Raw genomic sequence first — 25,074 nt, forward strand, 5'->3', positions numbered from 1 at the left:
CGCTGTCGAGTCGGGGTCGCGCCCGCGGCGCGGCCACGCTCCCGAGTCGGGGTCGCGCCCGCAGCGCGGCGCCGCTCGCCCGAGCCGCTGCCCGCTCGCCCGAGCCGCTGCCCGCTCGATGAGGGGGCGGACACGGTTCACCTCCCCGCGCCTGTGAGCGGCTCTCGGGAGGGCAAAACCCGCCCGGGTACAGTGGACGGACGCATGCACCGCATCATGCGAACCGCCCGCCGCACAGAATAGGCCTCACCACTCGTGACCACTCCTGCGACGCCCGCCGACGATCCCGCGCCCTCCGCCGCGTCCCCCGCCTCCGACGCGACCGCCTCCTCCGGCGCGACCGCCGACCGTCCGCTCAAGATCCTCATCGGCGCCGACACGTTCCTGCCCCACGTCAACGGCGCCGCGCGCTTCGCCGAGCGCCTCGCGGCGGGCCTCGTCGCCCGGGGACATGACGTCCACGTCGCCGCGCCGAGCGTCGGTCACCGCAACGCCGGCACCGCGATCGAGACGATCGAGGGGCAGCCGATGATGATGCACCGGCTGCCGGCGTTCCGCTTCCTGCCGCACGACTGGATCACCTACGTGCTGCCGTGGCGCTCCAAGCACTACGCCCGCATCGTCCTCGACGAGATCAAGCCCGACGTCGTGCACATCCAGTCGCACATCGTGATCGGGCGCGGTCTCGCCCGCGAGGCGCGCAAGCGCGGCATCCCGGTCGTCGCCACCAACCACGTCATGGCCGAGAACATCCTCGACTTCACGACGCTGCCCGACTGGCTCGACCGCATCTTCGTCAAGCTCGCGTGGGCCGACGCCGAGCGCACCTTCAAGATGACGCGCGCCGTGACCACGCCGACGCGTAAAGCGGCCGACTTCCTCGAGTCGACCATCGACATCGACGGGGTCATCCCGATCTCGTGCGGCATCGACCGCTCGAACTACCGGCCCGACCTCACGCCGCGCGACGCGAACCGCATCCTCTTCGTCGGCCGACTCACCACCGAGAAACACATCGACGTGGTGCTGGCCGCCCTCGCGAAGCTCGACCCCGCGCTCGACGTCACCTTCGACATCGTCGGCGGCGGCGACCAGCGCGCCAAGCTCGAGGCCCTCGCGCAGCAGCTCGGCGTCGCCGCCCGCGTGACCTTCCACGGACACGCCTCCGACGACGACCTCCGCGACCTGTACTCGCGCGCGAGCGTCTTCGCAATCGCCTCGATCGCGGAGCTGCAGTCGATCGCGACGATGGAGGCCATGGCATCCGGTCTGCCGATCGTGGCCGCGAACGCCGTCGCCCTGCCGCACCTCGTGCACGAGAGCGAGAACGGCTACCTCTTCACCCCGGGCGATGCCGACGAGCTCGCCGCGCGCCTGACCGACGTGCTCACCGCGGCCCCCGAGGAGCGCCGTCGCATGCAGCAGGCGTCGCTCGACGCCGTCGCCGTGCACGACATCACCCGCACCCTCGACACGTTCGAAGCGCTGTATCGCGGTCGCCCGCTGCCGGAGTGACCGCGTGCACGTGGTGATGTTCGCCGACCAGCACCTCGAGTCGCTCGGCGGTGCGCAGGTGTCGATGCGCCTGCAGAAGCGGTTCCTCGAACGCGCCGGGCACGTGGTCACCGTCGTCGCTCCGCGCCTGCACCGCCCGGCATCCGACGATCCGGCCTACCTCGACCTCCCCTCGATCGCCATCACCCCCGACCGCGAGTACGCGCTCACGTGGCCGGGCGCGCGCACGGATCGCTTCCTGGATGCCGAGATGGGGGCGCGCCTCCCGGTCGACGTCGTGCACGTGCAGGCGGACTTCTGGGGCGCGTTCATCGGCCACCGGTACGCGGCCCGGCACGGGCTGCCCGTGGTGCACACGATGCACAACCGCGTCGACGTCGGGATCGAGGCGACCGCGCCGTTCCCCGGCCTGGTGCTCCGCGCGCTCAACGCGTGGGCCCGCCGCGCACTGCCCGCCGCGGGATCGCGGTCCGGGGCTCAGCCATCGGCCCGCCGTGATCCCGGTTCCGCGCCGGCGCGCGGTGAGGACGGGGCTGATCCGCGCGATCCCGCGAGCTCACCGTCGGCCGCTCCGTCGTCGCGCGTCGACGGGTGGGCCTTCCTGCATCGGCTGGCCCGTCTCTCGCGCGCGGTCACGGCGCCGTCCGGGCATTTCGCGCGCCGCCTGGAACAGCACGGGGTGGCCTCGGCGGTCGACGTCATCTGGAACGGCATCGACGACGACGTGCTCGACGCCGCCCTCGCCTTCGGTCCCTCCGCGCGCCGCTCCGGCCGTCCGCGCTTCGTCTGGCTCGGGCGCATGAGCCCCGAGAAGCGCCTGCTGCCCTTCCTCGAGGCCGTCGCGGCATCCGGGATCGATGCCGAGATCGAGGTCATCGGCGGGGGCGCGCAGCTCGCCGCCGCGCGGCGGTTCGTCGGGCGGGCCCAGCCGACGGCGGCGGTCACCTTCGCCGGACGACTGCCCTACGCCGAGACCCTCGCGCGCCTCGCCGACGCCGACGCGGTGGTGCAGACGTCGATCGGCTTCGAGACGCAGGGCATGACGGTCTTCGAGGCGGCGTCGCTCGGGACCCCCGCCGTCGTGAGCGATCCCGACATCGCGGCCGAGCTCGGCGGCGGGGTCTGGGCCGTGACGGATGCCACGGTGCCGGCGCTCGCGGAGGCCCTGCGTCGCGCCGCCGCCGACATCGCCGCGGGATCGCCCGTGCGACCGCATCCCTCGATCGCGGAGCGGTTCCGCCAGTCGTCCCGCACCGCGGCGATGGTCGGGGTGTACGAGCGGGCCGTCCGCGCCGGTCGCTGAGACCCGAATCCCGCCCGCCCGGAGCAGCGCACTCGTCGGACGGGAGGCGTGGCCACCGCGTCTTCGGGGCGGAGCTAGTGTGCTCCGGCCGGACGCGCGGGTCGAGCCGCGCGAGAGGTCTCGGCCGCGGGGGAGGGGAGCGGTTTCGCCTCGTCGCGGCTCGCGGTCGACGCGGATGCCGCGCTCTCGCGGCGTGCGGCGGCGGGGATCCGGGTCGGATCGGTGGGGATGCGGCCGTACCCATCGGTGCGCATCAGCCACACCGTGCCGATGATTCCGGCGAGGGACAGGAGGCCGAGAGCGATGAAATATGCCATGGCAGAAAAGCTACGGGTAGAGGAATCATGCCGACGAGTGGCATGATGGACGCACTTCGAAAGATTCCTGCCACACCGGAGGTGCGCATGCGCTCGGTCGCCGTCGTCGTCCAGCCGGGATTCGCCCCGTTCGAATTCGGGCTCGCGTGCGAGGCCTTCGGTCTCGATCGCAGCGACGACGGCATCCCGAACTTCGACTTCCGCATCGTCGCCCCCGACCCGGGCGTCGTCCCCGCGAACATCGGCTTCTCGCTGAACGTCGAGCACGGTCTGGAGGCCGCGCGCGACGTCGACATCCTCGTGCTCGCACCGATCCCCCGCGCGCAATGGGATCACGTCGACGAGCGCGTCGTCGAGGTCGTCCGGGCCGCGCACGCCCGCGGCGCGTGGCTGCTCAGCGTGTGCAGCGGGGCGTTCGTGATCGCGGCAGCCGGGGTGCTCGACGGCAAGCGCGCGACCACCCACTGGCGCTACGCCGACACGATGGCGCGCATGTATCCGCGGATCGACGTCGATCCCGACGTGCTCTACGTGCAGTCCGACAACATCATCACCAGCGCCGGCACGGCCGCGGGACTGGACGCCTGCCTGCACCTGCTCCGCCAGGAGCTCGGTTCCGAGCTCGCCAATCGCATCGCCCGGCGGATGGTCGTCGCCCCGCAGCGCGACGGCGGTCAGGCGCAGTTCATCGCCTCGCCGATACCGATCGACACCTCGCTCTCCTTGGCCCCGGTCACCGAGTGGATGCTGCAGAACCTGGGCGCGGAGCTGTCGGTCGATCGTCTCGCCGCTCGCGCCCACATGTCGCCGCGCACCTTCGCGCGTCGCTTCAAGGCCGATCTCGGCGCGACGCCCGCGGCGTGGCTGGCGCGCCAGCGCCTGCTGCACGCGCAACGACTGCTGGAGGAGACCGACCTCGGTCTCGACCGCATCGCCGCGGAGTGCGGATTCGGATCGGCCGCTGTGCTGCGGCAGAACTTCGCGCGCACGATGGGGCTGACGCCGACGGCGTACCGGGCGAGGTTCTCGTGCGCCGCGGACGCGGCATCCGGTTCCGTCCCCGCCGTCGGGGAGGCGATCCCGGCCTGAGCGTCGACCGCGCGCAACGGCCCCGCCCGGAGAAGGGGCGGGGCCGTTGCGGGATGCGTCAGGACGCGGGGGTGAAGAACGGATTCGACGGTGCGGTGCGCGCGGCGAGAACGTCCTCGGTCGCGGGCAGCGAACGGGCGCCGTTGCGGATCGCCTCACGCGCCGCCTGGCGGTTGTTGCGGTAGATCTGCTCCGCATCGGTGGCGGCCGGGTTGACCCACACCGCCGCGATCACCGCGTGGGTGTCGGCCCACTCGGCGGGGATCTCTCCGTCGGCGACGGCATCGGCGATCCCGGATGCCACCCCGGCTTGCGCCGGCCCCCAGATCAGCAGCCCGTGGGCGTCGCTTTCGGGCGCCGACTTGGTGACGAAGAGGGTCAGCGGCTTGACGGGCAGGGACGGACGCAGCACCGCCACGAAGGGGACGTGCCCCGCGCTCGGCGTCGCGAGAGCCGTGGCCCAGGCGGTGCCGGCGGGGCCGTCGCGATGCCCGAGCACCGTGTTGATGTGCGCGGCGTGCGCCCCTTCGCCGACGAAGCTCTCGCCGATCTGCACGTCGAGGCTCATCCGACGAGTCCCTGCTCCTTGAGCCAGTCGGTGGCGACGTCCTCGGGGTCTTCGCCGTCGACGTCGACGAGGGCGTTGAGCTTCTGCATCTCCTCGGTGGTCAGCAGCGGCGAGATCTCGGCGATCACGTCGGCGATCGCCGGGTACTGCTCGAGCGTCGACTGCTTGAGGGTGAAGGCGCCCTGGTAGACGGGGAAGAACTCCTTGTCGTCCTGCAGCACGACGAGATCGAGCGCGGGGATGCGACCGTCGGTCTGGAAGACCTCGCCGAAGTTGCAGTCGTCGCCCTTCTGCGTCGCGGTGTAGATCACGCCGGTGTCGAGCAGCGCGACGTTGGAGTCGGGCACGTTCAAGCCGTACGCGGTCTTCAGGCCCGGCCAGCCGTCGTCACGGGTGGAGAACTCGCTCTCGATGCAGAAGGTCTGCTCGTTCGCGGGGAGCTTCGCGACGTCGGAGAGGGTCTTCACGCCCAACTCCTCGGCCTTGTCGGCGCGGATCGCGAAGGCGTAGGTGTTGTTGAGCGGAGCCGGGTCGAGCCACGCGATGCCCTTCGCCGCGTCGGCTTCCTTGGTGGCGGTGAACTGCGCCTCGGCCCCGGGCACGGGCGCGGTGTTGCCGTTGTAGGTGATCCACGAGGTGCCGGTGTACTCCCAGTACCCGAGGAACTCGTCGTTCTCGAGAGCCTGACGGACGTTGGCCGAGCCGACGAGCTTGGTGTTGGCCTCGACATCGGCCCCGCGGGCGTTGAGCAGCTGCGTGGTGATGTGGGCCAGGATGTACTGCTCGGAGAAGTCCTTCGAGCCGATCTGCCCGGTGAGCCCGGCGAGTTCGTCGCTGCCGCCGGCGGCGGAGCCGGAGCCGGACGAGCCGCCCGAACAGGCGGTGAGGGCCAAGACGCCGAGGGCCGCGACGGCGGTCAGCGAGAGAAGCGGACGACGCTTCATTGTGTCTCCTAAGGGTGGTGAGTGCGGTGGGTGATGCAGGGACGGTGGGGGCTCAGATGCCCTTGGGGGTCAGCAGGTTTTCGGCGACGCCGGCGATCCAGTCGATGAGCAGAGCGATGCAGGCCACGAGCACGGCGCCGGTGACGAGCACGGGGTAGCGCTGGAGCTTGAGACCGTTGACGATCATGTCGCCGAGCCCGCCGGCGTTGATGAAGGTGGCGATGGTGGCCACGCCGACGCAGAACACCAGCGCGGTGCGAAGCCCCGCCAGGATCACGGGCACGGCGAGGGGGAGTTCGATCCGGGCGAGCACTTGCACGGGGGTCATCCCCATGCCCCGCGCCGACTCGCGGATCGCGCCGTCGACCTGCTCGATGCCGATCATGGTGTTGCGCAGCACGGGCAGGAACGCGTAGATCACGAGGGCGACGAGGGCGGTGGTGTACCCGGTCTGCCAGATGATCGCGAGCAGGATCACGACACCGACTGCCGGTGTCGCCTGGCCGATGTTCGCCAGCGCGAGCACGATCGCCTTGATCGTGCGGGACGGGGTCTTCGCGAGCAGGATGCCGACCGGGATGGCGAGCACCGCCACCAGGGCCGACGCCGCCACGGTGAGGCTGAGGTGCTCGCCGATGCGCAGGAACAGGTAGTCGGCGTTGAGGGTGCGCTGTTCGATCGAGTCGAGCGGCAGCGACGACACCCACAGGTACAGCGCGAGGAGCAGGACCACGACCACCGCGGGGGTGACGAAGCGCTTCCAGAGGCGGCGTCCGCCGCGCTGACGGCGCGAGGCCGCCAGGCGTGCGGCGCCGATGCTCTGGGTCTCGGTGGTGACGGTGGTCATCGCACGCCGCCCGGGCGGGAGATGTCGGCGACCTCGACGCCGAGGGCGGCCGAGATGCGCTCCATCGTCAGGGAGCCCACGGCCCGACCCTCGCGGTCGACGACGGCGACCGATGGGGAACCGGTGATCACGAGCAGGTCCAGGGCGTCGCGCAAATTGTCGGCGACCGAGACGCGGGCGGTTCCGGCATCCGTCACCGGACCCAGGGGGGCCTCGCCGACGGGGATGAGTGCGAGGCGCTTGAGGGCCGCGCCGTGCCCGATGAACGAGCGTACGTAGTCGTTGGCCGGAGCGGCCAGGATCGCGGCGGGGGTGTCGAACTGCTCGATGCGGCTGCGTTCGGACAGCACGGCGATGCGGTCGCCCAGGCGGATGGCCTCGTCGAAGTCGTGGGTGACGAAGATGATCGTCTTGCCGATCGACTCCTGCAGGCGAAGGAACTCGGCCTGCAGCCGCTCGCGGGTGATGGGGTCGGTCGCGCCGAAGGGCTCGTCCATCAGCATGACGGGCGGATCGGCGGCGAGGGCGCGCGCGACGCCGACGCGCTGCTGCTGGCCTCCCGAGAGCTGCCGCGGGTAGCGCTGGGCGAAGTCGCCGCTGAGCTGAACGGTCTCGAGCAGCTCTTCGACGCGGTCGGCGGTGCGCTTCTTCGACCAGCCGAGGAGCTTCGGGACGACGGCGATGTTCTCGCCGATCGTCATGTGCGGGAAGAGGCCGATCTGCTGGATGACGTAGCCGATGTGCCGACGCAGCTCGTTCGGATCGAGCGAGAGCACGTCGCGGCCGTCGATCGAGATGGTGCCCGAGGTGGGCTCGATGATGCGGTTGATCATCTTCATGGTCGTCGTCTTGCCGCAGCCCGAGGGCCCGACGAACATGATGAGCTCGCCCGGCTCGACGGTCATCGAGAACGCGTCGACCGCGGGGGTGGGCTGACCGGGGTAGACCTTGGTCACGCTGTCGAGGCGGATGCCGACCCCCGAGGAGTCGCTCGCGGCGGCCGGTCGGGAAGTGGTGGTGGTGTCAGACACGGAGCCCCCTTGAGGTGGTGACGCGGGTGATGAAGACGAAGGCGGCATCCAGGAGCAGCGCCAGGACGATGACGCCGAGCGTTCCGGTGAGCGCGAAGTTGAGGGCGTTGCGCGAACCGAGCGACGACAGGCCCATGAAGATGAACTGGCCCAGGCCCGGCCCGGCCACGTAGGCCGCAATGGCGGCGATGCCGACGGTCAGCTGCGCGGCGACGCGGACGCCGGTGAGGATGATGGGCCAGGCGATCGGCAGCTGAACCGAGAGCAGGATCCGCGCGGGCGACATGCCCATGCCCTTGGCGGATTCCATGATCGCGGGCGGGACCTCGCGCAGCCCCACGACGGTGTTCCGCACGATCGGCAGCAGCGAGTAGAACACGAGCGAGAACACCGTGGGCGTCCACCCGAGTCCGAGCACCGGGGTCAGCAGGGCCAGCAGTGCCAGCGACGGAATGGTCAGGGCGACGCCGGCGGCGGCGATCGTGACCGAGCGCGAGACCGGGCGGTTCCACACGGCGATGCCGATCGCGATGCCGATGACGGCGGCGATGGCGATGCTCAGCACGACGACGGCGACGTGCTGGAGCACGAGTTCGGCGATGTCGTCGCTGCGGCGGCCCCAGAAGGTGAAGAGTCCGCCGAGGTCGAAGTCGGACATGCGTCGCACTCCTCTCCTCATCGAGATGGGCCGCGGTTCACGGCTGCGGCTGACTGTACGGCTGGGGGGTTCTTATCCTCAACCGGTGTTGCGCATATGGCAATTAGCGCGATCCGGAGGTGATCGCGTCGAAGCCCACTGCCCGCGAGAGGTCCTTCGCGCTGGATGCCACGAACCGGGCGAGAGCGTCGAGACGGTCGCCGATGCGGGTCTTGGGGGCGCTGACGTTCAGGGCGGCGACGATGCGCCCCGTGAAATCGCGCACGGGGGCGCTCGCGCCGACGACGCCGAGCTCGAGCTCCTCGTCGAGCAGGGCGTACCCGTTCGCCCGGATGCGGGCGAGCTCGGCGCGGAGGCTCTCGAGGTCGGAGACCACCTGCCGGTCGGCGGGTGGGCTCGGCAGCACCGAGAACCCCGCCGCGTGCGGGGGCACCGGCCCGACGATCGCCTGGTCCTGGCCGTGCTCGGCGTACCAGCGGGTGAGGGAGTCGTCGTCCCAGTCGCTCAGCAGGACGCGCCCCGAGGGCGTGCGCCAGGCGGCGGTCGTGATTCCCTCCCATCCGGTCGTGCGGAACTCGTGCGGGCTCAGCTCGCTGGCGATGGTGAGCACGTTGCCGCCGCGCAGCACGCACAGGTGCGTCGTCTCGCGGGCGCGCTGAGCGACCCGGCGCAGGATCGGCTGCGACTCGCGGGTGAGGGTGCTCTCGACCGTGAGGGCGGCGAGGGCGTACAGGCGCGCCCCCAGTCGGTACGCGAGGGTGTTGTCGTCGCGGTCGACGAGACCCGCGTCGCCGAGGGTCGCGAGCGTGCGGGAGACGACGGCCTTGTCGCGACCCGTGATCTGCGCGACCCTCGACACACCGAGCCCGCCGGCGGCGACCGCTTCGGCGGATCCGAGGATCTCGAGGATCTCGACGTCGCGGGCCAGGCCCGAGGAATTGCGACGCGGGGTCGCCGTGGCATCTGTCATGGACCGGAACCCTAGCCCGTTGCCATATTCACATCAAGGGATGCTCACAAGGCATCCTGCCTCTATCGTGGCCCTGCGGTCGCCACTGGCGGGCTCGAAGACGAGAGCCGCAGGAGCGCACCGCCCCCGATCCACGATCTCAAGGACTGGTCCCGTGACGAAGCGCACACTCACCGTCGGATTCATCGGCCTGGGCAGCATGGGCAGCGGGATGACCCGCAACCTCCAGGCATCCGGCTTCCCCCTCGTCGTCACCGACGTCCGCCCCGAAGCGGCGGCCGACGCCGTCGCGCGCGGCGCCGTCTGGGTCGACACCGCCGCCGAGGTGGCATCCCGCTCCGACCTGGTCATCACGATGCTGCCCACCCCGCGGCACGTCGACCAGGTGCTGCGCGGGCCCGACGGACTGCTCGGCGCTCTCCCGCAGGGCGGCACCTGGGTCGACATGTCGACCTCGGTGCCCGAGGTGGCCGAGCGCGCCCGCGCTGACCGCCCCGACCTCCACGTGCTCGACGCCCCCGTCAGCGGGATGTCGGTCGGCGCGGCCAACGGCACCCTGCAGATCTTCATTGGCGGCGAGGCCGACGACGTCGAGCGCCTGCGCGAGGTGTTCGAGGCGATGGGCGAGCCCGAGCGCATCCTGCACGTCGGCGGCCACGGCGCCGGCTACGCGGTCAAGCTCATGATCAACCAGCTGTGGTTCTCGCACCTGATCGCCACCGCCGAGGTGCTCTCGGTCGGCGTCAAGGCCGGGGTCGACCTCGAGGTGCTGCGCCGCGCCCTGGTCGCCAGTCCCGCCAACAGCAACTTCGTCGAGCACGACGTGCTGTCGATCCTCGACCACGGCGACTACGACGAGGGCTTCGCCCTGGCCCTCGCCTGCAAGGACCTCGGGCTGTCGAGCGACCTGGCCCGCTCGGTCGGGATGCCGTACGAGCTCTCGGGCCTCGTCGACCAGCAGTTCCGCCGCGCCAAGGCCATGTACGGCGAGCGCGCGGGCGAGATGGCGCCCTTCCGCCTGTACGAGGACCTGCTCGGCGAGCCCCTGCGCCGCGCCCAGGCGACCGCGGGGGTCGCACGATGACCGACGAGCGCGCCTTCGTCGCCGGGCTTCCCACCGACCTCTTCATCGACGGCGCCTGGCGACCGGCATCCACCGGGGACCGCTTCGACGTCATCGACCCGTCCACGGGCGACGTGCTCGCCACGGTCGCCGACGCGAGCGTCGCCGACGGCGACGCCGCCCTGGCCGCCGCCCACCGCGCGCAGGAGTCGTGGGGGCGTACCGCCCCGCGCGAGCGCGCCGAGATCCTGCGCCGGGCGTTCGACCTCGTCACCGCCCGCGCCGAAGATTTCGCTCTCGCCATGACCCTCGAGATGGGAAAGCCCCTCGCCGAGGCGCGGGGCGAGGTCGCCTACGGTGCGGAGTTCCTGCGCTGGTTCAGCGAAGAGGCCCCGCGCATCTCGGGTCGGTACTCCGTCGCCCCCGACGGTCGCAACCGTCTTCTCGTGGTGCAACGCCCCGTGGGGCCGTGCCTGTTCATCACGCCGTGGAACTTCCCCCTCGCGATGGCCACGCGCAAGATCGCCCCCGCGATCGCGGCGGGCTGCACGATGGTGCTCAAGCCCGCCGCCCTCACCCCCCTCACGGCGCTGCTGCTCACCGAGGTGCTGCGCGAGGCGGGGCTGCCGGACGGAGTGCTCAACGTCATCCCCACCACGCATGCCGGAGCCGTCACCGGCCCGCTCGTGCAGGACCCCCGCTTGCGCAAGCTCTCGTTCACCGGCTCGACCGGTGTCGGCCAGCGCCTCATCGCCGACTCGGCCGCCCAGGTGCTGCGCGTGTCGATGGAGCTCGGCGGGAACGCGCCCTTCCTCGTCTTCGAGGACGCGGACCTGGATGCCGCGGTCGACGGCGCCGTGCTGGCGAAGATGCGCAACGGCGGCGAGGCGTGCGTCGCCGCGAATCGCTTCCTCGTGCACGAGTCCGTGGCCGAGGAGTTCACCGAGCGCTTCGCGGCCCGCATCGGCGCATTCGTTCCCGCGCGCGGCACCGATCCCTCCTCGACGGTGGGGCCGCTCGTCGACGCCGCCACGCGCGACAAAGTCGCCTCACTCGTCGAGGGAGCGGTCGCGCAGGGCGCGCGCGTTGCCGTCGGCGGGAGCGCGATCCCCGGGCCCGGCTACTTCTACCAGCCGACCGTCCTGATCGACGTGCCCGCCGACGCCGACATCCTGCGCGAGGAGATCTTCGGACCCGTCGCCCCGATCCTCACGTTCCGCGACGAGGACGAGGCGGTCCGCCTCGCCAACGACACGGAGTTCGGCCTGGTCTGCTTCGCCTACACGCGCGACCTCGATCGGGGCCTGCGCCTGGCGGAGCGCCTCGAGACGGGGATGCTCGGTCTGAACGCCGGCGTCGTGTCGAACCCCGCCGCGCCCTTCGGTGGCGTCAAGCAGTCGGGCCTCGGCCGCGAGGGCGGAGCCGAGGGCATCCACGAATACCTCGAGACCGTCTACGTCGGCATCGCCGACCCCTTCGCCTCCCGGAGCGCCTGATCGCATGGACATCACCGATTTCTCCACCGACTTCTTCTCGCTCGCCGGTCGCACCGCGATCGTCACGGGCGGCAACGGGGGCCTCGGGCGCGCGTTCTCGGTCGCGCTCGCCGCGGCCGGAGCGAACGTCTTCGTCCCCTCGCTCGTCGACGACGACGGCGAGACGGCGAGGCTCATCGAGGCGCACGGGCGCGAGTACGCGTTCGTGCAGTCCGACATCACGGCCGCCGGCGAGCCCGAGCGGGTCGTGAAGGCCTGCGTCGACCGCTTCGGCGGGGTCGACGTGCTCGTCAACTCGGCCGGCATCAACCTCCTCAGCGAAGACGTCGTCGCCTTCGACCGCGCCAAGTGGGACCCGATGATCGCCGTCAACCTCACGGCGGCCTTCGACTTCGCCCGCGCCTCGGCCGAGGTCATGATCCCGAATCGCCGCGGCAAGATCATCAACATCGCCTCCCTCTTCTCGTTCCTCGGCGGGCGTCAGTCGCCCGCGTACGCGGCATCCAAGGCCGGCATCGTCGGGTTCACGAAGGCCTACGCCGACGAGCTGGGCGGTTTCGGCATCCAGGTCAACGCGGTCGCTCCGGGATACTTCGCGACCGCCCTCACCGAGAAGACCCGATCGGATGCCGCGGCCAACGCCCGCATCGTCGACCACGTCCCCGCGGGCCGGTGGGGTGACCCCGCCGATCTGATGGGCGCGGTCGTGTTCCTCGCCAGCCGCGCCAGCGACTACGTCACCGGGCACACGCTCGTCGTCGACGGCGGCTACCTGCTGCGCTGACCCGATACCCCTCGATCAAGGAAGACCGACATGGCCGATTCCCGTTCCCCGCTGACCCGTTCCGACATCGCCGCGCGTCTCACGGACCTGCTCGGCGCCGAGGCCGTCGACACCCGTGAGGCCGAGCTGCGCGAAGCCAGCGTCGACCGCTTCAAGAAGTACTCCGCCGTCCACGGCATCTTCGACGGGCCGTTCCCCGCCGCGATCGTGTATCCGCGTTCGACCGAGGATGTCGCCTCCGTGCTGCGCTTCGCGGACGAGAATCGGATCGCGATCGTCCCGCGCACCGGTCGCACGGCGACCGAGGGAGGACTCGAGACGGTGATCGCCGACACGATCGTGCTCGACGGATCGCGGATGGACGGCATCCTGAACATCGACACCGTCGACATGATGGTCACCGTCCAGTGCGGCGCCGGGCTGCAGCGCGTCGAGGACGAGCTGCGCGCACAGGGGTACACGACCGGCCACTCGCCGCAGTCCAAGCCCCTCGCGCAGTACGGCGGTCTGGTCGCGACGCGCTCGATCGGGCAGTTCTCGACGCTCTACGGAGGGATCGAGGACATGGTCGTGGGGCTCGAGGCCGTGCTGGCCGACGGCACGGTCACGCGCATCAAGAACGTGCCGCGTCGCGCGGCGGGTCCCGACATCCGCCACCTCATCATCGGCAACGAGGGCGCGATGGCGTTCGTGACCGAGGTGACGGTCAAGATCTGGCCCTACACGCCCGAGAACAACCGGTTCTTCGGCTTCCTCACCGAGGACTTCGGCGCGGGCATCGAGCTGCTGCGCGAACTCGTCACGCAGGGCTACCGCCCGTCGGTCGCGCGCGTGTACTCGCCCGAGGACGCCCGCCAGCACTTCGCCCACTTCCACGAGGGCAAGAGCGTCGTCGTGCTGGTCGCCGAGGGGCCGCGCCGTCTCGCCGACGCGACCGCTGAGGCCATCGCCGAGGCGGCCGAGGGCAAGCCCCTCGCGCGCGTCGACGACGCCCTGATCGCGTCGTGGTTCGACAACCTGAACTGGGGCCAGGACAAGATCGACCGCGAGAAGCGCGAGATGCTCGAGAAGGCCCACCTCGGGTACACGACCGAGGTGTCGGTCGACTGGTCGCGCGTGGTCGAGCTGTACGAATCCGTCATGCAGCGCGTGCGCCGCGAGTTCCCCCGCGCCGCCGATCTGACCATGCTCGGCGCGCACTCCTCGCACAGCTACCAGACCGGCACGAACCTCTACTTCGTGTACGACTACGACATCCACTGCGACCCGCGCGACGAGATCACCGAGTACCACGAGCCCCTCAACGCGATCGTCGTCGAAGAGGCGCTGCGCCTGGGCGGGTCGATGGTGCACCACCACGGCATCGGCAAGTACCGCACCGCCTGGACCGACGAGGAGCACGGCAGCGCCGTGGTGCTGCTCGAGCGCATGAAGGCCGCTCTCGACCCGAACGGCATCATGAACCCCGGCACGATCTTCGCCCTGGGGCGCTGATGCCCGTCGTCGTCGCGATCGACAACGGCTCGCAGTCGACGAAGGTGCTCGTCGTCGACGAGACGGGACGCGTGCGGGCGCAGGCGCGCGTGGGGCTCCGACCCTACGCGACGCCCGCGCCCGGGCGCAGCGTCCATCCCAACGACGACGTGTGGGACTCGATCGTGCGCGCCTGCCGCCTGGCGATGGACCGCTTCGACGGCGACCCCGCCGAGGTGGTCGGCATCGGTCTGTGCACGATCCGTTTCTGCCGCGCGCTGATGCGCCCCGACGGCTCGCTCGCCGAACCGCTGTTGAGCTGGATGGACGAGCGCGTCTCGCGTCCGCACGTCGCCGCGCCCGACGTGGCGCGCGTGACGACCTCGTCGGGATACATCGCGCACCGCCTCACGGGCGCATTCCGCGACGCCGCCGGCAACTATCAGGGGGTGTGGCCGATCGACCAGCGCTCGTGGCGGTGGTCGTCGGACCCGGATGCCGTGACGCAGACCGGCATGGACCCCTCGCTGCTCAGCGAGCTCGTGGATCCCGGTGCCGAACTCGGCCGCGTCAGCGCCGAGGCGTCGGCGGCGACCGGCCTGCCCGCGGGCGTGCCGGTGTTCGCGACGTCGAACGACAAGGCCGTCGAGGCGCTCGGTGCGGGCCTGGCCTCGTCCGACGACGTGCTGCTGTCGTTCGGCACCTACATCGCGGCGATGACCGTGGCCGATGCCCCCGGTGGGGGAGCGGCGCACTGGGTGAACTTCGGCTCCCGCCCGGGCCAGTACCTCGCGGAGTCCACCGGCATCCGTCGCGGCATGTGGACCGTGAGCTGGTTGCGCGACCTGCTGCACCCCGTCGCCCCCGACGACGACATCTACGCGTTCGACCGCAGCCTCGGCGCTGAGGCGGAAGCGGTCGCTCCCGGATGCGACGGGGTCGCCGCCGTGCTGGACTGGCTCGCGCCCGGCGACGAACCGAATCGGCGCGGCGCCTTCGTCGGGTTCTCGGGCGCGCAGGGGCGCGGTCATCTCTACCGCGCCGTGCTGGAGGCCATCGCGTTCACGATGGCGGACCACATCGACGACATGGAGCGTGAACGCGGGGCCGTCGCGAGCGGCGTCATCGTGACCGGTGGCGGGGCGCAGTCGTCCCTGCTCGTGCAGATCGTCGCCGACGTGCTCGGGCGTCCCGTGCGCCGCGCGCTCGTCGACGACGCCGCGGGTATCGGCGCCGCGATCTGCGCCGCCGTCGGCGCGGGTCTTCATCCGGACTGGGATGCCGCGGTCGCGGCGATGTCCGGTACCGGCGAGCCGGTGCGACCAGGGGTGCACGCCGACGCCTATCGGGCTCTCCGCCCCTGGCACCGCGGCATCCGTTCGCGTGTCGCCGACCTGTCGGACTGGATGGTCACGGCGCGCGCCTGACGCGTCGTCCGGACAACGGCCGCGGCTCTGCCGCGGCCGTTCGTCGTGCGCCCGGAGAACGCCCCGCCCCGGCATCCATTGCCCCCGCCGACGTCCGCTGCTAAACTTGAGTCAATGCAACTCAAGTTTGCGACAGACTTCCAGGAGAACACATGAACGCCACTCAACAGCCGGGGCAGGAGGACGCGCGCAGCGCCCTCGAGCAATTCGGCATCAACCTCACCGACCGGGCCCGCCAGGGCAAGCTCGACCCCGTGATCGGCCGCGACGGCGAGATCCGCCGCGTCAGCCAGGTGCTCACCCGGCGCACCAAGAACAACCCCGTGCTCATCGGCGAACCCGGCGTCGGCAAGACCGCCGTCGTCGAGGGACTCGCCCAGCGCATCGTCGCGGGCGACGTCGCCGAGAGCCTGAAGAACAAAGAGCTCGTCTCGCTCGACATCTCGGCCCTGGTCGCCGGGGCGATGTATCGCGGCCAGTTCGAGGAACGCCTGAAGAGCGTCCTCAAGGAGATCACCGAGTCCGACGGACGCATCATCACGTTCATCGACGAGCTGCACGTGCTCATGGGTGCCGGCGGCGGTGAGGGGTCGGTCGCGGCGTCCAACATGCTCAAGCCGATGCTCGCGCGCGGCGAGCTGCGCCTGATCGGCGCGACCACGCTCGACGAGTACCGCGAGTTCATCGAGAAGGACGCCGCCCTCGAGCGCCGCTTCCAGCAGGTCTACGTCGGCGAGCCCACGGTCGAAGACACCGTGGCGATCCTCCGCGGCCTGAAGGAGCGCTACGAGGCGCACCACAAGGTCGCGATCGCGGATGCCGCGCTGGTCGCCGCCGCGGCCCTGTCGAACCGCTACATCCCCTCGCGTCAGCTGCCCGACAAGGCGATCGACCTGATCGACGAGGCCGCGTCGCGCCTGCGCATGGAGATCGACTCGGCCCCGCTCGAGATCGACGAGCTGCGCCGGCACGTCGACCGGCTGAAGCTCGAAGAGCTCGCGCTGAAGAAGGAGAAGGACGCCGCCTCGAAGGAGCGCCTCGCGACGCTGCGCGACACCCTGGCCGGCGAGCAGGCCAAGCTCGACGAGCTGCAGGCCCGGTGGGAGCGCGAGCGCGCCTCGCTCAACCGCGTCGGCGACCTCAAGACCCGCCTCGACGCGGCCCGCGTGGATGCCGAGCGCGCCCAGCGCGAGGGAAACCTCGAGCGCGCGTCGCGCCTGCTGTACGCCGAGATCCCGGCCCTCGAGCGCGAGCTCATGGTGGCCGAGCGCGAAGAGCCCGCGGGCGACCGCATGGTCAACGACCAGGTCACCGACGAAGACATCGCCGCGGTCATCGCCGCGTGGACCGGCATCCCCGTCGGCCGTCTGCTGCAGGGCGAGACCGAGAAGCTGCTGCACCTCGAGCGCGAACTCGGCAAGCGACTGATCGGACAGAAGGATGCCGTCAAGGCCGTCTCCGACGCGGTTCGTCGTTCGCGCGCCGGGATCAGCGACCCGAACCGCCCCGTCGGCTCGTTCCTGTTCCTCGGCCCCACGGGTGTCGGGAAGACCGAGCTGGCGAAGTCGCTCGCCGACTTCCTTTTCGACGACGAGCACGCCATGGTGCGCATCGACATGTCGGAGTACGGCGAGAAGCACTCCGTCTCGCGCCTGGTCGGTGCCCCTCCGGGCTACATCGGGTACGAGGCCGGTGGTCAGCTCACCGAGGCCGTCCGCCGTCGGCCGTACTCGGTGGTGCTGCTCGACGAGGTCGAGAAGGCGCACCCCGAGGTGTTCGACATCCTGCTGCAGGTGATGGACGACGGCCGGCTGACCGACGGTCAGGGCCGCACGGTCGACTTCACCAATGTCATCCTGATCCTGACGTCGAACCTCGGGTCACCGATCCTCATCGATCCGACGATGTCGATGGATGCCAAGAGGGAGCAGGTGCAGGCGCTGGTGCGCCAGGCCTTCAAGCCCGAGTTCGTGAACCGTCTCGACGACATCGTGATCTTCCAGGCCCTCAGCCAGGACGATCTCGCGCAGATCGTCGAGCTCGCCGTGGACGCGCTCCACAAGCGCCTGCGGGAGCGTCGGCTGACCCTCGCGGTCACCCCCGACGCGCGGTCGTGGCTCGCCGAGCGCGGCTACGACCCGGTGTACGGAGCCCGGCCTCTGCGCCGGCTCATCCAGTCGGAGATCCAGGACCGCCTCGCGATGGCGATCCTCGCCGGCACCGTGCACGACGGCGACGTGGTCCGCGTCGACGTGGCCAGCGACGGCGACGCGCTCCTGCTCGAGAGCACGGGGCCGGCGGCCGAGGAGTCCGGCGACGACCCCGACGACGACGTCATCGAGGCGGAGATCGTCGACTGAGGAAGCCGACATGGAGGGGAGGCCATGCTCCGGGGGAGTGGCCTCCCCTTCGCGCGTCCGTCACGTCGAGGCGGGAGCGCTCACGGACACGGTGTGATCCAGGCCTTCACGAACGCCGCGGTCTGGTACGCGTACTGGAACGCCCAGTCGGCGGGCGTCATGGGCGTGTCGACCCCGACGACCGTCACGTCCCCCGGGTAGCACTTCGCGAAGATGTACCGCGTACGGGCGACGTGCGGCGTGTAGGTGATGACCACCGTCTCGGCTGCCGGCTGCCGCGCGATGTACGCCGTCAGCAGCCGCGCTTCCCCGGCCGTCGTGAAAGGCTCCGGGGTCGTGCAGGTCGCCCCCGCCTGGCGGCACTCGTCGACGGCGTCGGCGTCGAACGACGAATCCCCCCGGCCGGCGCGGGAGTCGGAGACGGAGATCAGCAGGGGGACGTGCCCGTCGGTGTCGCGGATCGCGGCCGCCAGCTCGAGGCGTTGGGGCTGCGGCGGGCCGATGACGTAGACGAGGTCGGCTCCCGTCGGGTCGCCCTGGGGCGGGAAGACGTACACCGGCAGTCCCGCGATGACGATCGCCACCACTGCGATGACGAGCGCGAGGAGCGTCCTCCGGATGGCCCGACCGAGGCGCACGAGCCGCCGGTGCGTCGGCAGGGCGCCGGTTGCGGGAGAAGTCGTCACCTCCGTGAGCGTAGGGGCCTCGCGTGAACGCCGTGTTGCGTCGCAGCGGCGCGAGGGCATCGGCGGGCCGGGTGAGAACGGCCGCCGCAGCGGCATCCGCGGGCACTCCCTACCCGCGTCGCGACGACGTCCGCCCCCGTCCCGCGAGGGCGGTGACGGGGGCGGACGGATGCCGGTGACCCGGCGGGAGATCAGGCGTCGAGCAGCAGCGACTCGGCGAGGGGACGACGCTCGCGCGGTGCCGACTCGCGCGCACGCACGGCCTCGTCGGCGGCATCCAGGTCGCCGAAGGCGCCGACCGCGATGACGGTCACGGGCGTGAAGCGCTCATCGATAGAGAACGCGGTGCGCAGGTCGTCGGGGGAGAAGCCGCCCATGGTGTGGGTGGCCAGGCCGCGGGCGTGCGCCTCGACGGTGAAGAAGGCCGCCGCCTGACCCGCGTCGTAGGTCGCCCACGGGCGGGCGTTGCCCTCGTCGTCGACGGTCTCGGCCAGCACCACCAGGAGCGCGCCGGCGGCCGGCGCCCACCCCTGGTTGAAGCCGATGAGCGAGGCGACGATCTTCTCGTGGGCCTCGGTGCCGCGACGGGCGAGGACGAAGCGCCAGGGCTGGGTGTTGCTGGCGGACGGCGACCAGCGCGCGGCCTCCAGCGCGGCGCGCAGCGCCTCCTCGTCGATGGGGGTCTCCGCGTCGAAGACGCGGGTGCTCCAGCGCTCGGCGAGGACGTCGAGGATCGGGACGTCGGTCTGCGCGGTGCGGTCGAGAACGTGAGACATGGAAATACTCCTGAGGGTGAGGACGAAGCCGGGACGCCGTTGACCCGCATCCATCCAACGCCGTGATGCCGTGTCGTGTTCCCGCGTGACCTTATGCGTCCGTGACGAGATGCGTCCGCGCTGAGCTGGGCCCGCCGCGGTTGCGCGGACGCGCGGACGCGCGGGGGCGATCAGGCGTTCCAGGTGGCCGGTCCGGCCGTTCCCGCCGGGTACTCGTCGAGCGGCACCTTGTTCTCGCGCCACGCGTCGATCACCGGCTGAACGATGCGCCAGCACTGCTCGGCGGCGTCGCCGCGCACGGCGAGCATCGCGTCTCCGTCGAGGATGCCGGAGAGCACTTCGCCGTAGGCCTTGAGCGCACCGTCGCCGAGGTCGGCGGCGAGCGTCACCCGCTCGAGCTCGAGGGGGTCGTCGGCGCCGTTGACGTTGAGCCCGAGGCTCATCGTGTCGGGGCCGAGCGAGAACACCAGCACCGACGGCTCGCTGTCGCCCACGAAGCCGCCGGGGAGGTGGCGCACGGGCTTGAACGTCACGGTCACCGCGGGGTCGCCCGCGCCGAGCGCCTTGCCCGAGCGCAGCAGGATCGGCACGCCCTGCCAGCGGGAGGTGCGCACCTCGACCGTCATCTCGGCGAGCGTCTCGGTGCCGCGCTCCGCGTCGACGCCCGGCTCGTCGACGTACGACGAGAAGTGGCGCTCGCCGACGTCGCCGGCCGTGTAGCGGGCGCGACGCGAGTTCGCGACGGGATCGTCGTCGAGCACGTGCGTCGCGCGCAGCACCGCAGAGGTCGCGTCACGCAGGTCGAGCTGGTCGAGCGACGCGGGCGGCTCCATGGTGACGAAGGCCATGACCTGCAGCAGGTGGCTCTGGATCATGTCGACGAGGGCGCCGGCGCGGTCGTAGTAGCCCGCCCGCCCCTCGAGCCCGAGGGCCTCGGGGAAGTCGATGCGGATCGACGCGATGTCGTCGGCCGACCACACGCTCTCGATGAGCCGGTTCGCGAACCGGACGCCGAGGAGGTTGAGCACGGTCGAGCGGCCGAGGAAGTGGTCGATGCGGAAGACCTGGTCTTCGGGCACGAGCGTGGCCAGCTGCTGGTTGAGCGTGTGCGCGCTGGCCTCGTCGGTGCCGAAGGGCTTCTCGAGCGCGAGGATCGTGCCCTTGGGAAGGGTGACGTCGCTCAGGGCGAGGCACGCCTTCTCGGTCACCGCGGGCGGGACGGCGAAGTACAGCGCGGGGCGCCCCTCGGCGTCGTCGAGGAGCTTCTGCAGATCGGCGGCCTTCGTGATGTCGGCCTGCGAGTACGTCGTCTCCGCGACCGCGGCGAAGGCGGTCTCGGCATCCGTCGTCTGGAAGGACTTCTTCACCACCTCGCGCCAGTGCTCGTCGGTCCAGTCGTCCATCCCCGCGCCGTGAAGGCGCACCGAGCGCCCGGGCTCGCGCGTGAGCAGCTGGCCGAGGGCCGGCAGGAGCAGTCGAGAGGTGAGGTCGCCCGAGGCGCCCAGGATGATCAGGGTGGTGTCCGCGGCCATGCGGCCACCGTAGCGCTCCCCATCGACACGCCGTCGGTGCTTGCAGCCGACGCAGGGGAGCCACTAGCGGGATGCTCTGCCGCGATGTCGGCCGCACCTGTCATGATCCGAGGGTGACGACTCCGATCGAGGATTACGCCGTCCTCAGCAATTGCCGCTCCGCCGCCCTCGTCTCCGCCGCCGGGAGCGTCGACTGGTTGTGTCTGCCGCGCTACGACAGCGCCTCGATGTTCGGCGCCCTGCTGGGCGACGAGTCGCACGGATCGTGGTCATTGCGACCCGCCGACCCCGAGGCGCGCGCCACGCGCCGCTACGACGGAGACACCTTCGTGCTCGTCACCCGGTGGGAGACCTCCACGGGCATCGCCGACGTCTACGACGCCATGCCCGTCGACGAGGGGGTCGACGCCGTCATCCGCCGGGTCGTGGGGGTGTCGGGCGCCGTCGATTTCGTCAGCGAGGTGCGCTTGCGCTTCGACTACGCCCGTGCGGTGCCGTGGGTGCGGCAGGTGGGCACCGGCGGCGCGCACGCCATCCTCGCCGTGGCGGGCCCGGATGCCGTCATCCTGCGCGGTCCGCACCTGATCGCCGTCGACACCGCCCACCGGGGGCTGTGGACCACGGCCGCGGGGCGGAGCGTCGACTCGGTGCTGGCCTGGGGGCCGTCGTGGCAGGATCCTCCGGAGCCGTTCGACGTCGAGGCCGCGCTCGAGCGCACCCGCGAGTGGTGGGCGGCGTGGGCCGATCGCGTGCAGGCCGTCGGCGAGCACGCGGCGCTCGTCACGCGATCGCTCATGGTGCTGCGCGCGCTCACGCACTCCGAGACGGGCGGCATCGTGGCGGCGGCGACCACCTCGCTCCCCGAGGCTTTCGGGGGCTCGCGCAACTGGGACTACCGCTACGTCTGGTTGCGCGACGCCGCCCTCACCCTCAGCGCGTACATCGAGCACGGCTACCTCGACGCCGCCCACCGCTGGCGCAACTGGCTGCTCCGGGCAATCGCGGGGGACCCCGCCGACGTGCAGATCATGTACGGCATCGCGGGCGAGCGCGACCTGCCCGAGCGCGAGATCACGAGCCTGCCCGGATACGGCGGAGCCTCGCCCGTGCGCCTCGGCAACGGCGCGGTCGATCAGTACCAGGCCGACGTGATCGGCGAGGTCATGGTCGCTCTCGAGGCCGCGCGCGACGCCGGCGTCGAAGAGACCACGTTCTCGTGGTCCCTGCAGCGCGCGCTGCTCGATCAGCTCGTGCACTGGGTCGATCGGCCCGACCTCGGCATCTGGGAGATGCGGGGCGATCCGCACTTCTTCACCCACTCGCGTGCGATGGTCTGGGCGGCGTTCGATCGCGGCATCCGGGCTGTCGAAGAGGGCGGGCGCGAGGGCGAGGTCGACACGTGGAGGCGGCTGCGCGACGGGGTGCGGGCCGAGATCGACGCGCGCGGGGTGCACGCGGGCGGATGGTTCACCCAGCACTTCGAGACCGACGAGGTCGACGCCTCGCTGCTCGTGCTGCCGCAGGTCGGGTTCTGCGCCTACGACGACCCGCGCATGCTCGCCACCGTGGCCCGCATGGAGCAGACGCTCATGCCCGACGGCTGGCTGCTGCGGTACCGCACGACCGGCGTCGACGGGCTGAGCGGAGACGAGCACCCGTTCCTCGCGTGCTCGTTCTGGCTGGTCGGACAGTACGCCCACAGCGGGCGCCGCGACGACGCCGTCGCCCTGATGCGCCGCCTCAGCGCTGTCGCCAACGACCTCGGCCTGCTCTCGGAGGAGTACGACCCGACCTCGGGCCGTCAGGCCGGCAACACCCCGCAGGCGCTGTCGCACCTCGCCCTCGTGGGCGCGGCCGATGCCCTCGAGAAGACGCGGCCGCATCCGGCGGGCTGACCGACCCGGGGGCCCTGACGCGGTCATAGAGTCGTCGCATGGACGACGACGTCGAGCTGCGGGCGCTGCGCGAGCGCGTCTACGGCGTCGACGGCGCGTCGGCGACGCCCGAGATGCTCGCGCGCCTCGCGCAGCTCGAGGACCGGCACCGCGGAGAGCCGTCAACGGCCCCCGAGCGCGCCGTCGACGGAACGGATGCCGAGCCCGCGGCCGATCCGCACCCGGCAGCGCACGAGCCGGAGACCGTCGACCCCGCACCGACGTCCGTGCGACGGCGACCCGCGCTGTGGGCCGCGCTCGCCGCGGTCGGTGCGGTGGTGTGCCTCGGCCTCGGCGCCGCTATCGGGGCCGGCGTCGTCGCGCCCGCCGCCGGCGGCCCGGTCGACCCCCAGGCCGCGGCCGCGGCCTACCCGGAGCTGACCTTCCCGCAGACCGTCGAGGACGTCATCTCGGCCGACATCCTCCGCGACAGCGGGATCGATCCGTCCAGCACGCGGTACATCGCGACCGTCAGCGACTTCCGCATCTACCTCGCCCAGCCCGACGACGGCGACGGCATCTGCATCGCGACGTTCACGTCATCCGACAATCGCCCGTGGTCGGTGGGCTGCGCCTCCGGGGGCTCCGGCCCCTCCGCGGCTTTCGGCGTCGACGCCGATCTCACGGTCGCGGTCGGCGACCCCGATCCGTCGGCCCTCGACGGCATCCCCATCCGCCTGTCCGACAGCGTCACGGCGTTCGTGGCGCGCTGAACCGAGGAGACCCCCATGTTCCACACCGACGGCGCCTTCAGCGGCTTCGCGGTCGACGACCTCGACGCCGCCCGACGCTTCTACGGCGACACGCTCGGCCTCGAGGTCGAGGTGCTCGACGACTCCGGGTTCCTGGCCCTGCACCTCGCCTCCGGCGGGCGCGTGCTCGTCTACGGAAAGCCGCACCACGAGCCGGCGTCGTTCACGGTGCTCAATTTCCCCGTCGACGACGTCGAGGCCGCCGTCGACGACCTGCGCGCGCGGGGTGTGGAGACGAAGATCTACGACGACGCCGACTTCCCCACCGATTCGCGCGGAATCATGCGCGAGGGGGGTCCGCTCATCGCGTGGTTCCGTGACCCGGCCGGCAACGTGCTCGCCGTGCTGGAGGGATGATCGCGCCCCTGCGGAGGTCGCGAACGTCGCCGTTCAGCCCGCTGGATCGAGTCGGACGCCCTGCGCCGACAGGCGGAAGAAGGCGTCGCGGTAGTCGTCGCTCAGGCTGAACGTCATCTCGGGCGGACCGACGGCGCGGATGAAGGTCTCGCTCTGCACGTCGGTGTCGGTCGACCGCACGACGCGCGCGACGGCGTCGCCCACCGGCAGGCCGCTCTCGTCCGCCGCGGAGCGCATCGCGGGCCACAGCCGCTCGAGCGAGACGTCGTCCCACGAGAACTGCTCCGCCGCGAGCTCCGGCTGCGGACGCGCGGGACCGTCGTGGTCCACGCGGCCGCCGCGGTAGGTCCACTCGTCGGTCTCCACCGCGCCGACGCTGATCGGGGCGTCGACGACGACGGCATCCGGCAGCACGGTGATCGCCACCACGCGGTCGTGTCCGATCGCCTCGCGGAGCGCCCGCCCGGCCGTCTCGATCTCGTCGGGCTGACGCAGGTCGACGCTCGCCCGGCCGTCGGCCCACGCCTCGAGGGTGGGCACGACCGCCGCGCGGAAGGGCAGGACGACGACGGATGCCGCCCCCACCGCGACGAGAGCGAACAGGGTGAGGCGCAGAGGCCGTCCGCGGCGGCCGACGCCGATCAGCGGACCACGCCGGCGTCCCCCGCCGATCCGCGTCCCGGGTGGGACCGGCCGCAGCGGCACGTCGGAGCGCGGCGGCACCACGAGGCGCTCGATCTCGGCCGGCGAGAGCTCGCCGTCGGCGAAGGCGATCTCCGGCCCGCCGTCGATCAGGATCGCGACGTCGCGCTCGCACCCGGTTCGGTACGCCGGCAGCTCGGTCAGGGGCACGATCCTGCGCACGGTCGTCGCCCACGCCTCGCCCGTGAGGGCGACGACGGTGACGTCGATGTCGCACACGGGCTGTTCGTTCAGAAAGGTGCCGGTCTGCCGCACCGCGTCGACGCGCGCGCGTCCGAGACGTCGGCCGTCGCGGGCTTCCCGCACCGCGGCGGGGGAGGGCGTCGCGACCGCGAGCCCCCCGGCCAGGCGGATCACGGTGGTCGTGGCGAGGAAGACGCCGAGGGCGATGCCGAGGATGAGCATTCCGGGGTCGGGGCGACCGAGCAGAGAGACGATCAGCCCCCCGATCGCCGCCCCCAGCGCGGCGGAGGCGAGCAGACGGAGCACC

At 71.5% G+C, this 25,074-nt stretch carries 23 protein-coding genes; 12 read left to right on the top strand and 11 right to left on the bottom strand.

Features of this window, described 5'->3' with window-relative positions:
- Positions 1–255 precede the first annotated feature (255 nt).
- Together FB047_RS14975 and FB047_RS14980 are read left to right on the top strand one after the other, a co-directional pair.
- Positions 256–1,515: a glycosyltransferase gene (locus tag FB047_RS14975; protein WP_136588005.1), complete on the top strand. Its 1,260-nt coding sequence runs from the start codon at positions 256–258 to the stop codon at positions 1,513–1,515.
- Positions 1,516–1,519: 4 nt separating this feature from the next.
- Positions 1,520–2,818: a glycosyltransferase gene (locus FB047_RS14980; protein ID WP_136588006.1), complete on the top strand. Its 1,299-nt coding sequence runs from the start codon at positions 1,520–1,522 to the stop codon at positions 2,816–2,818.
- Positions 2,819–2,892: 74 nt separating this feature from the next.
- Here FB047_RS14980 and FB047_RS14985 read toward each other — a convergent pair whose 3' ends face one another.
- Positions 2,893–3,135, bottom strand: coding sequence for a hypothetical protein (locus FB047_RS14985; protein ID WP_136588007.1), 243 nt, complete (start codon positions 3,133–3,135; stop codon positions 2,893–2,895).
- Positions 3,136–3,222: 87 nt separating this feature from the next.
- Between FB047_RS14985 and FB047_RS14990 the strand changes: the two genes are divergently transcribed.
- Positions 3,223–4,224: a GlxA family transcriptional regulator gene (locus FB047_RS14990; protein ID WP_136588008.1), complete on the top strand. Its 1,002-nt coding sequence runs from the start codon at positions 3,223–3,225 to the stop codon at positions 4,222–4,224.
- A gap of 58 nt (positions 4,225–4,282) precedes the next feature.
- On the opposite strand, the gene fae is transcribed toward FB047_RS14990, so the two are convergent.
- The 6 genes from fae to FB047_RS15020 form a co-directional block, all read right to left on the bottom strand.
- A complete protein-coding gene (fae, locus tag FB047_RS14995; RefSeq protein WP_136588009.1) occupies positions 4,283–4,792 on the bottom strand; it encodes a formaldehyde-activating enzyme in 510 nt (169 codons plus the stop codon).
- Positions 4,789–5,736 (bottom strand): glycine betaine ABC transporter substrate-binding protein, encoded by a 948-nt coding sequence (locus FB047_RS15000; RefSeq protein ID WP_136588010.1) that lies wholly within the window; start codon positions 5,734–5,736, stop codon positions 4,789–4,791. Before FB047_RS15000 ends, fae begins: the two co-directional genes overlap by 4 nt.
- Positions 5,737–5,788: 52 nt before the next feature.
- Positions 5,789–6,583 carry an ABC transporter permease gene (locus tag FB047_RS15005; protein ID WP_136588011.1) on the bottom strand — a complete coding sequence of 265 codons (795 nt, stop codon included), beginning with the start codon at positions 6,581–6,583 and terminating at the stop codon, positions 5,789–5,791.
- The gene (locus FB047_RS15010; RefSeq protein WP_240752840.1) at positions 6,580–7,614 is read right to left on the bottom strand and encodes an ABC transporter ATP-binding protein; all 1,035 of its coding nucleotides are present in this window, start codon (positions 7,612–7,614) and stop codon (positions 6,580–6,582) included. Before FB047_RS15010 ends, FB047_RS15005 begins: the two co-directional genes overlap by 4 nt.
- On the bottom strand, positions 7,607–8,272 hold the full coding sequence (locus tag FB047_RS15015) for an ABC transporter permease (RefSeq protein ID WP_136588013.1): 666 nt from the start codon (positions 8,270–8,272) through the stop codon (positions 7,607–7,609). Before FB047_RS15015 ends, FB047_RS15010 begins: the two co-directional genes overlap by 8 nt.
- A 103-nt stretch (positions 8,273–8,375) precedes the next feature.
- Positions 8,376–9,242 (bottom strand): IclR family transcriptional regulator, encoded by an 867-nt coding sequence (locus tag FB047_RS15020; protein WP_136588014.1) that lies wholly within the window; start codon positions 9,240–9,242, stop codon positions 8,376–8,378.
- A 154-nt stretch (positions 9,243–9,396) separates the two neighbouring features.
- Between FB047_RS15020 and FB047_RS15025 the strand changes: the two genes are divergently transcribed.
- From FB047_RS15025 to FB047_RS15050, 6 genes are all read left to right on the top strand, one after another.
- On the top strand, positions 9,397–10,326 hold the full coding sequence (locus FB047_RS15025; RefSeq protein ID WP_240752841.1) for an NAD(P)-dependent oxidoreductase: 930 nt from the start codon (positions 9,397–9,399) through the stop codon (positions 10,324–10,326).
- The gene (locus FB047_RS15030; RefSeq protein ID WP_136588016.1) at positions 10,323–11,801 is read left to right on the top strand and encodes an NAD-dependent succinate-semialdehyde dehydrogenase; all 1,479 of its coding nucleotides are present in this window, start codon (positions 10,323–10,325) and stop codon (positions 11,799–11,801) included. The genes FB047_RS15025 and FB047_RS15030 overlap by 4 nt, the downstream gene beginning before the upstream one ends.
- 4 nt (positions 11,802–11,805) lie before the next feature.
- The gene (locus FB047_RS15035) at positions 11,806–12,585 is read left to right on the top strand and encodes an SDR family oxidoreductase (protein WP_136588017.1); all 780 of its coding nucleotides are present in this window, start codon (positions 11,806–11,808) and stop codon (positions 12,583–12,585) included.
- A gap of 30 nt (positions 12,586–12,615) precedes the next feature.
- Complete coding sequence (locus FB047_RS15040; RefSeq protein WP_136588018.1) at positions 12,616–14,079, top strand: FAD-binding oxidoreductase; 1,464 nt, start codon at positions 12,616–12,618, stop codon at positions 14,077–14,079.
- Positions 14,079–15,485, top strand: coding sequence for an FGGY-family carbohydrate kinase (locus FB047_RS15045; RefSeq protein ID WP_136588019.1), 1,407 nt, complete (start codon positions 14,079–14,081; stop codon positions 15,483–15,485). Before FB047_RS15040 ends, FB047_RS15045 begins: the two co-directional genes overlap by 1 nt.
- Positions 15,486–15,637: 152 nt before the next feature.
- Complete coding sequence (locus FB047_RS15050) at positions 15,638–17,845, top strand: ATP-dependent Clp protease ATP-binding subunit (protein WP_136588020.1); 2,208 nt, start codon at positions 15,638–15,640, stop codon at positions 17,843–17,845.
- Between the two features lie 80 nt (positions 17,846–17,925).
- Here FB047_RS15050 and FB047_RS15055 read toward each other — a convergent pair whose 3' ends face one another.
- From FB047_RS15055 to FB047_RS15065, 3 genes are all read right to left on the bottom strand, one after another.
- Positions 17,926–18,531 carry a YdcF family protein gene (locus FB047_RS15055; protein WP_136588021.1) on the bottom strand — a complete coding sequence of 202 codons (606 nt, stop codon included), beginning with the start codon at positions 18,529–18,531 and terminating at the stop codon, positions 17,926–17,928.
- A gap of 191 nt (positions 18,532–18,722) precedes the next feature.
- On the bottom strand, positions 18,723–19,307 hold the full coding sequence (locus FB047_RS15060; protein ID WP_136588022.1) for a nitroreductase family protein: 585 nt from the start codon (positions 19,305–19,307) through the stop codon (positions 18,723–18,725).
- A gap of 170 nt (positions 19,308–19,477) precedes the next feature.
- On the bottom strand, positions 19,478–20,839 hold the full coding sequence (locus FB047_RS15065) for a glucose-6-phosphate dehydrogenase (RefSeq protein WP_136588023.1): 1,362 nt from the start codon (positions 20,837–20,839) through the stop codon (positions 19,478–19,480).
- Between the two features lie 113 nt (positions 20,840–20,952).
- Between FB047_RS15065 and FB047_RS15070 the strand changes: the two genes are divergently transcribed.
- From FB047_RS15070 to FB047_RS15080, 3 genes are read left to right on the top strand one after another with little or no spacing between them, the layout of a single operon-like run.
- Entirely contained in the window at positions 20,953–22,734 is a 1,782-nt protein-coding gene (locus FB047_RS15070; RefSeq protein WP_240752842.1) for a glycoside hydrolase family 15 protein, read from the top strand.
- 38 nt (positions 22,735–22,772) lie between these two features.
- The gene (locus tag FB047_RS15075; RefSeq protein ID WP_136588025.1) at positions 22,773–23,486 is read left to right on the top strand and encodes a hypothetical protein; all 714 of its coding nucleotides are present in this window, start codon (positions 22,773–22,775) and stop codon (positions 23,484–23,486) included.
- Positions 23,487–23,501: 15 nt separating this feature from the next.
- Entirely contained in the window at positions 23,502–23,882 is a 381-nt protein-coding gene (locus tag FB047_RS15080; protein WP_136588026.1) for a VOC family protein, read from the top strand.
- A gap of 33 nt (positions 23,883–23,915) precedes the next feature.
- Here the strand turns inward: FB047_RS15080 and FB047_RS15085 are convergent, their stop codons facing one another.
- On the bottom strand, positions 23,916–25,073 hold the full coding sequence (locus FB047_RS15085) for a hypothetical protein (RefSeq protein WP_136588027.1): 1,158 nt from the start codon (positions 25,071–25,073) through the stop codon (positions 23,916–23,918).
- Between the last annotated feature and the right edge of the window lies 1 nt (position 25,074).

The sequence above is a fragment of the Microbacterium hydrothermale genome (assembly GCF_004854025.1).
Lineage (GTDB): Bacteria > Actinomycetota > Actinomycetes > Actinomycetales > Microbacteriaceae > Microbacterium > Microbacterium hydrothermale.

Bases quoted from the DNA above. Each gene is read 5' to 3' on its own strand.
- FB047_RS15005 (WP_136588011.1), bottom strand. From the start codon at position 6,583: ATGACCACCGTCACCACCGAGACCCAGAGCATCGGCGCCGCACGCCTG.
- FB047_RS15035 (WP_136588017.1), top strand. From the start codon at position 11,806: ATGGACATCACCGATTTCTCCACCGACTTCTTCTCGCTCGCCGGTCGC.
- FB047_RS14990 (WP_136588008.1), top strand. From the start codon at position 3,223: ATGCGCTCGGTCGCCGTCGTCGTCCAGCCGGGATTCGCCCCGTTCGAA.
- FB047_RS15080 (WP_136588026.1), top strand. From the start codon at position 23,502: ATGTTCCACACCGACGGCGCCTTCAGCGGCTTCGCGGTCGACGACCTC.
- FB047_RS15045 (WP_136588019.1), top strand. From the start codon at position 14,079: ATGCCCGTCGTCGTCGCGATCGACAACGGCTCGCAGTCGACGAAGGTG.
- FB047_RS15040 (WP_136588018.1), top strand. From the start codon at position 12,616: ATGGCCGATTCCCGTTCCCCGCTGACCCGTTCCGACATCGCCGCGCGT.
- fae (WP_136588009.1), bottom strand. From the start codon at position 4,792: ATGAGCCTCGACGTGCAGATCGGCGAGAGCTTCGTCGGCGAAGGGGCG.
- FB047_RS15030 (WP_136588016.1), top strand. From the start codon at position 10,323: ATGACCGACGAGCGCGCCTTCGTCGCCGGGCTTCCCACCGACCTCTTC.
- FB047_RS15015 (WP_136588013.1), bottom strand. From the start codon at position 8,272: ATGTCCGACTTCGACCTCGGCGGACTCTTCACCTTCTGGGGCCGCCGC.
- FB047_RS15065 (WP_136588023.1), bottom strand. From the start codon at position 20,839: ATGGCCGCGGACACCACCCTGATCATCCTGGGCGCCTCGGGCGACCTC.
- FB047_RS14985 (WP_136588007.1), bottom strand. From the start codon at position 3,135: ATGGCATATTTCATCGCTCTCGGCCTCCTGTCCCTCGCCGGAATCATC.
- FB047_RS15000 (WP_136588010.1), bottom strand. From the start codon at position 5,736: ATGAAGCGTCGTCCGCTTCTCTCGCTGACCGCCGTCGCGGCCCTCGGC.
- FB047_RS15075 (WP_136588025.1), top strand. From the start codon at position 22,773: ATGGACGACGACGTCGAGCTGCGGGCGCTGCGCGAGCGCGTCTACGGC.
- FB047_RS15050 (WP_136588020.1), top strand. From the start codon at position 15,638: ATGAACGCCACTCAACAGCCGGGGCAGGAGGACGCGCGCAGCGCCCTC.
- FB047_RS15020 (WP_136588014.1), bottom strand. From the start codon at position 9,242: ATGACAGATGCCACGGCGACCCCGCGTCGCAATTCCTCGGGCCTGGCC.
- FB047_RS15060 (WP_136588022.1), bottom strand. From the start codon at position 19,307: ATGTCTCACGTTCTCGACCGCACCGCGCAGACCGACGTCCCGATCCTC.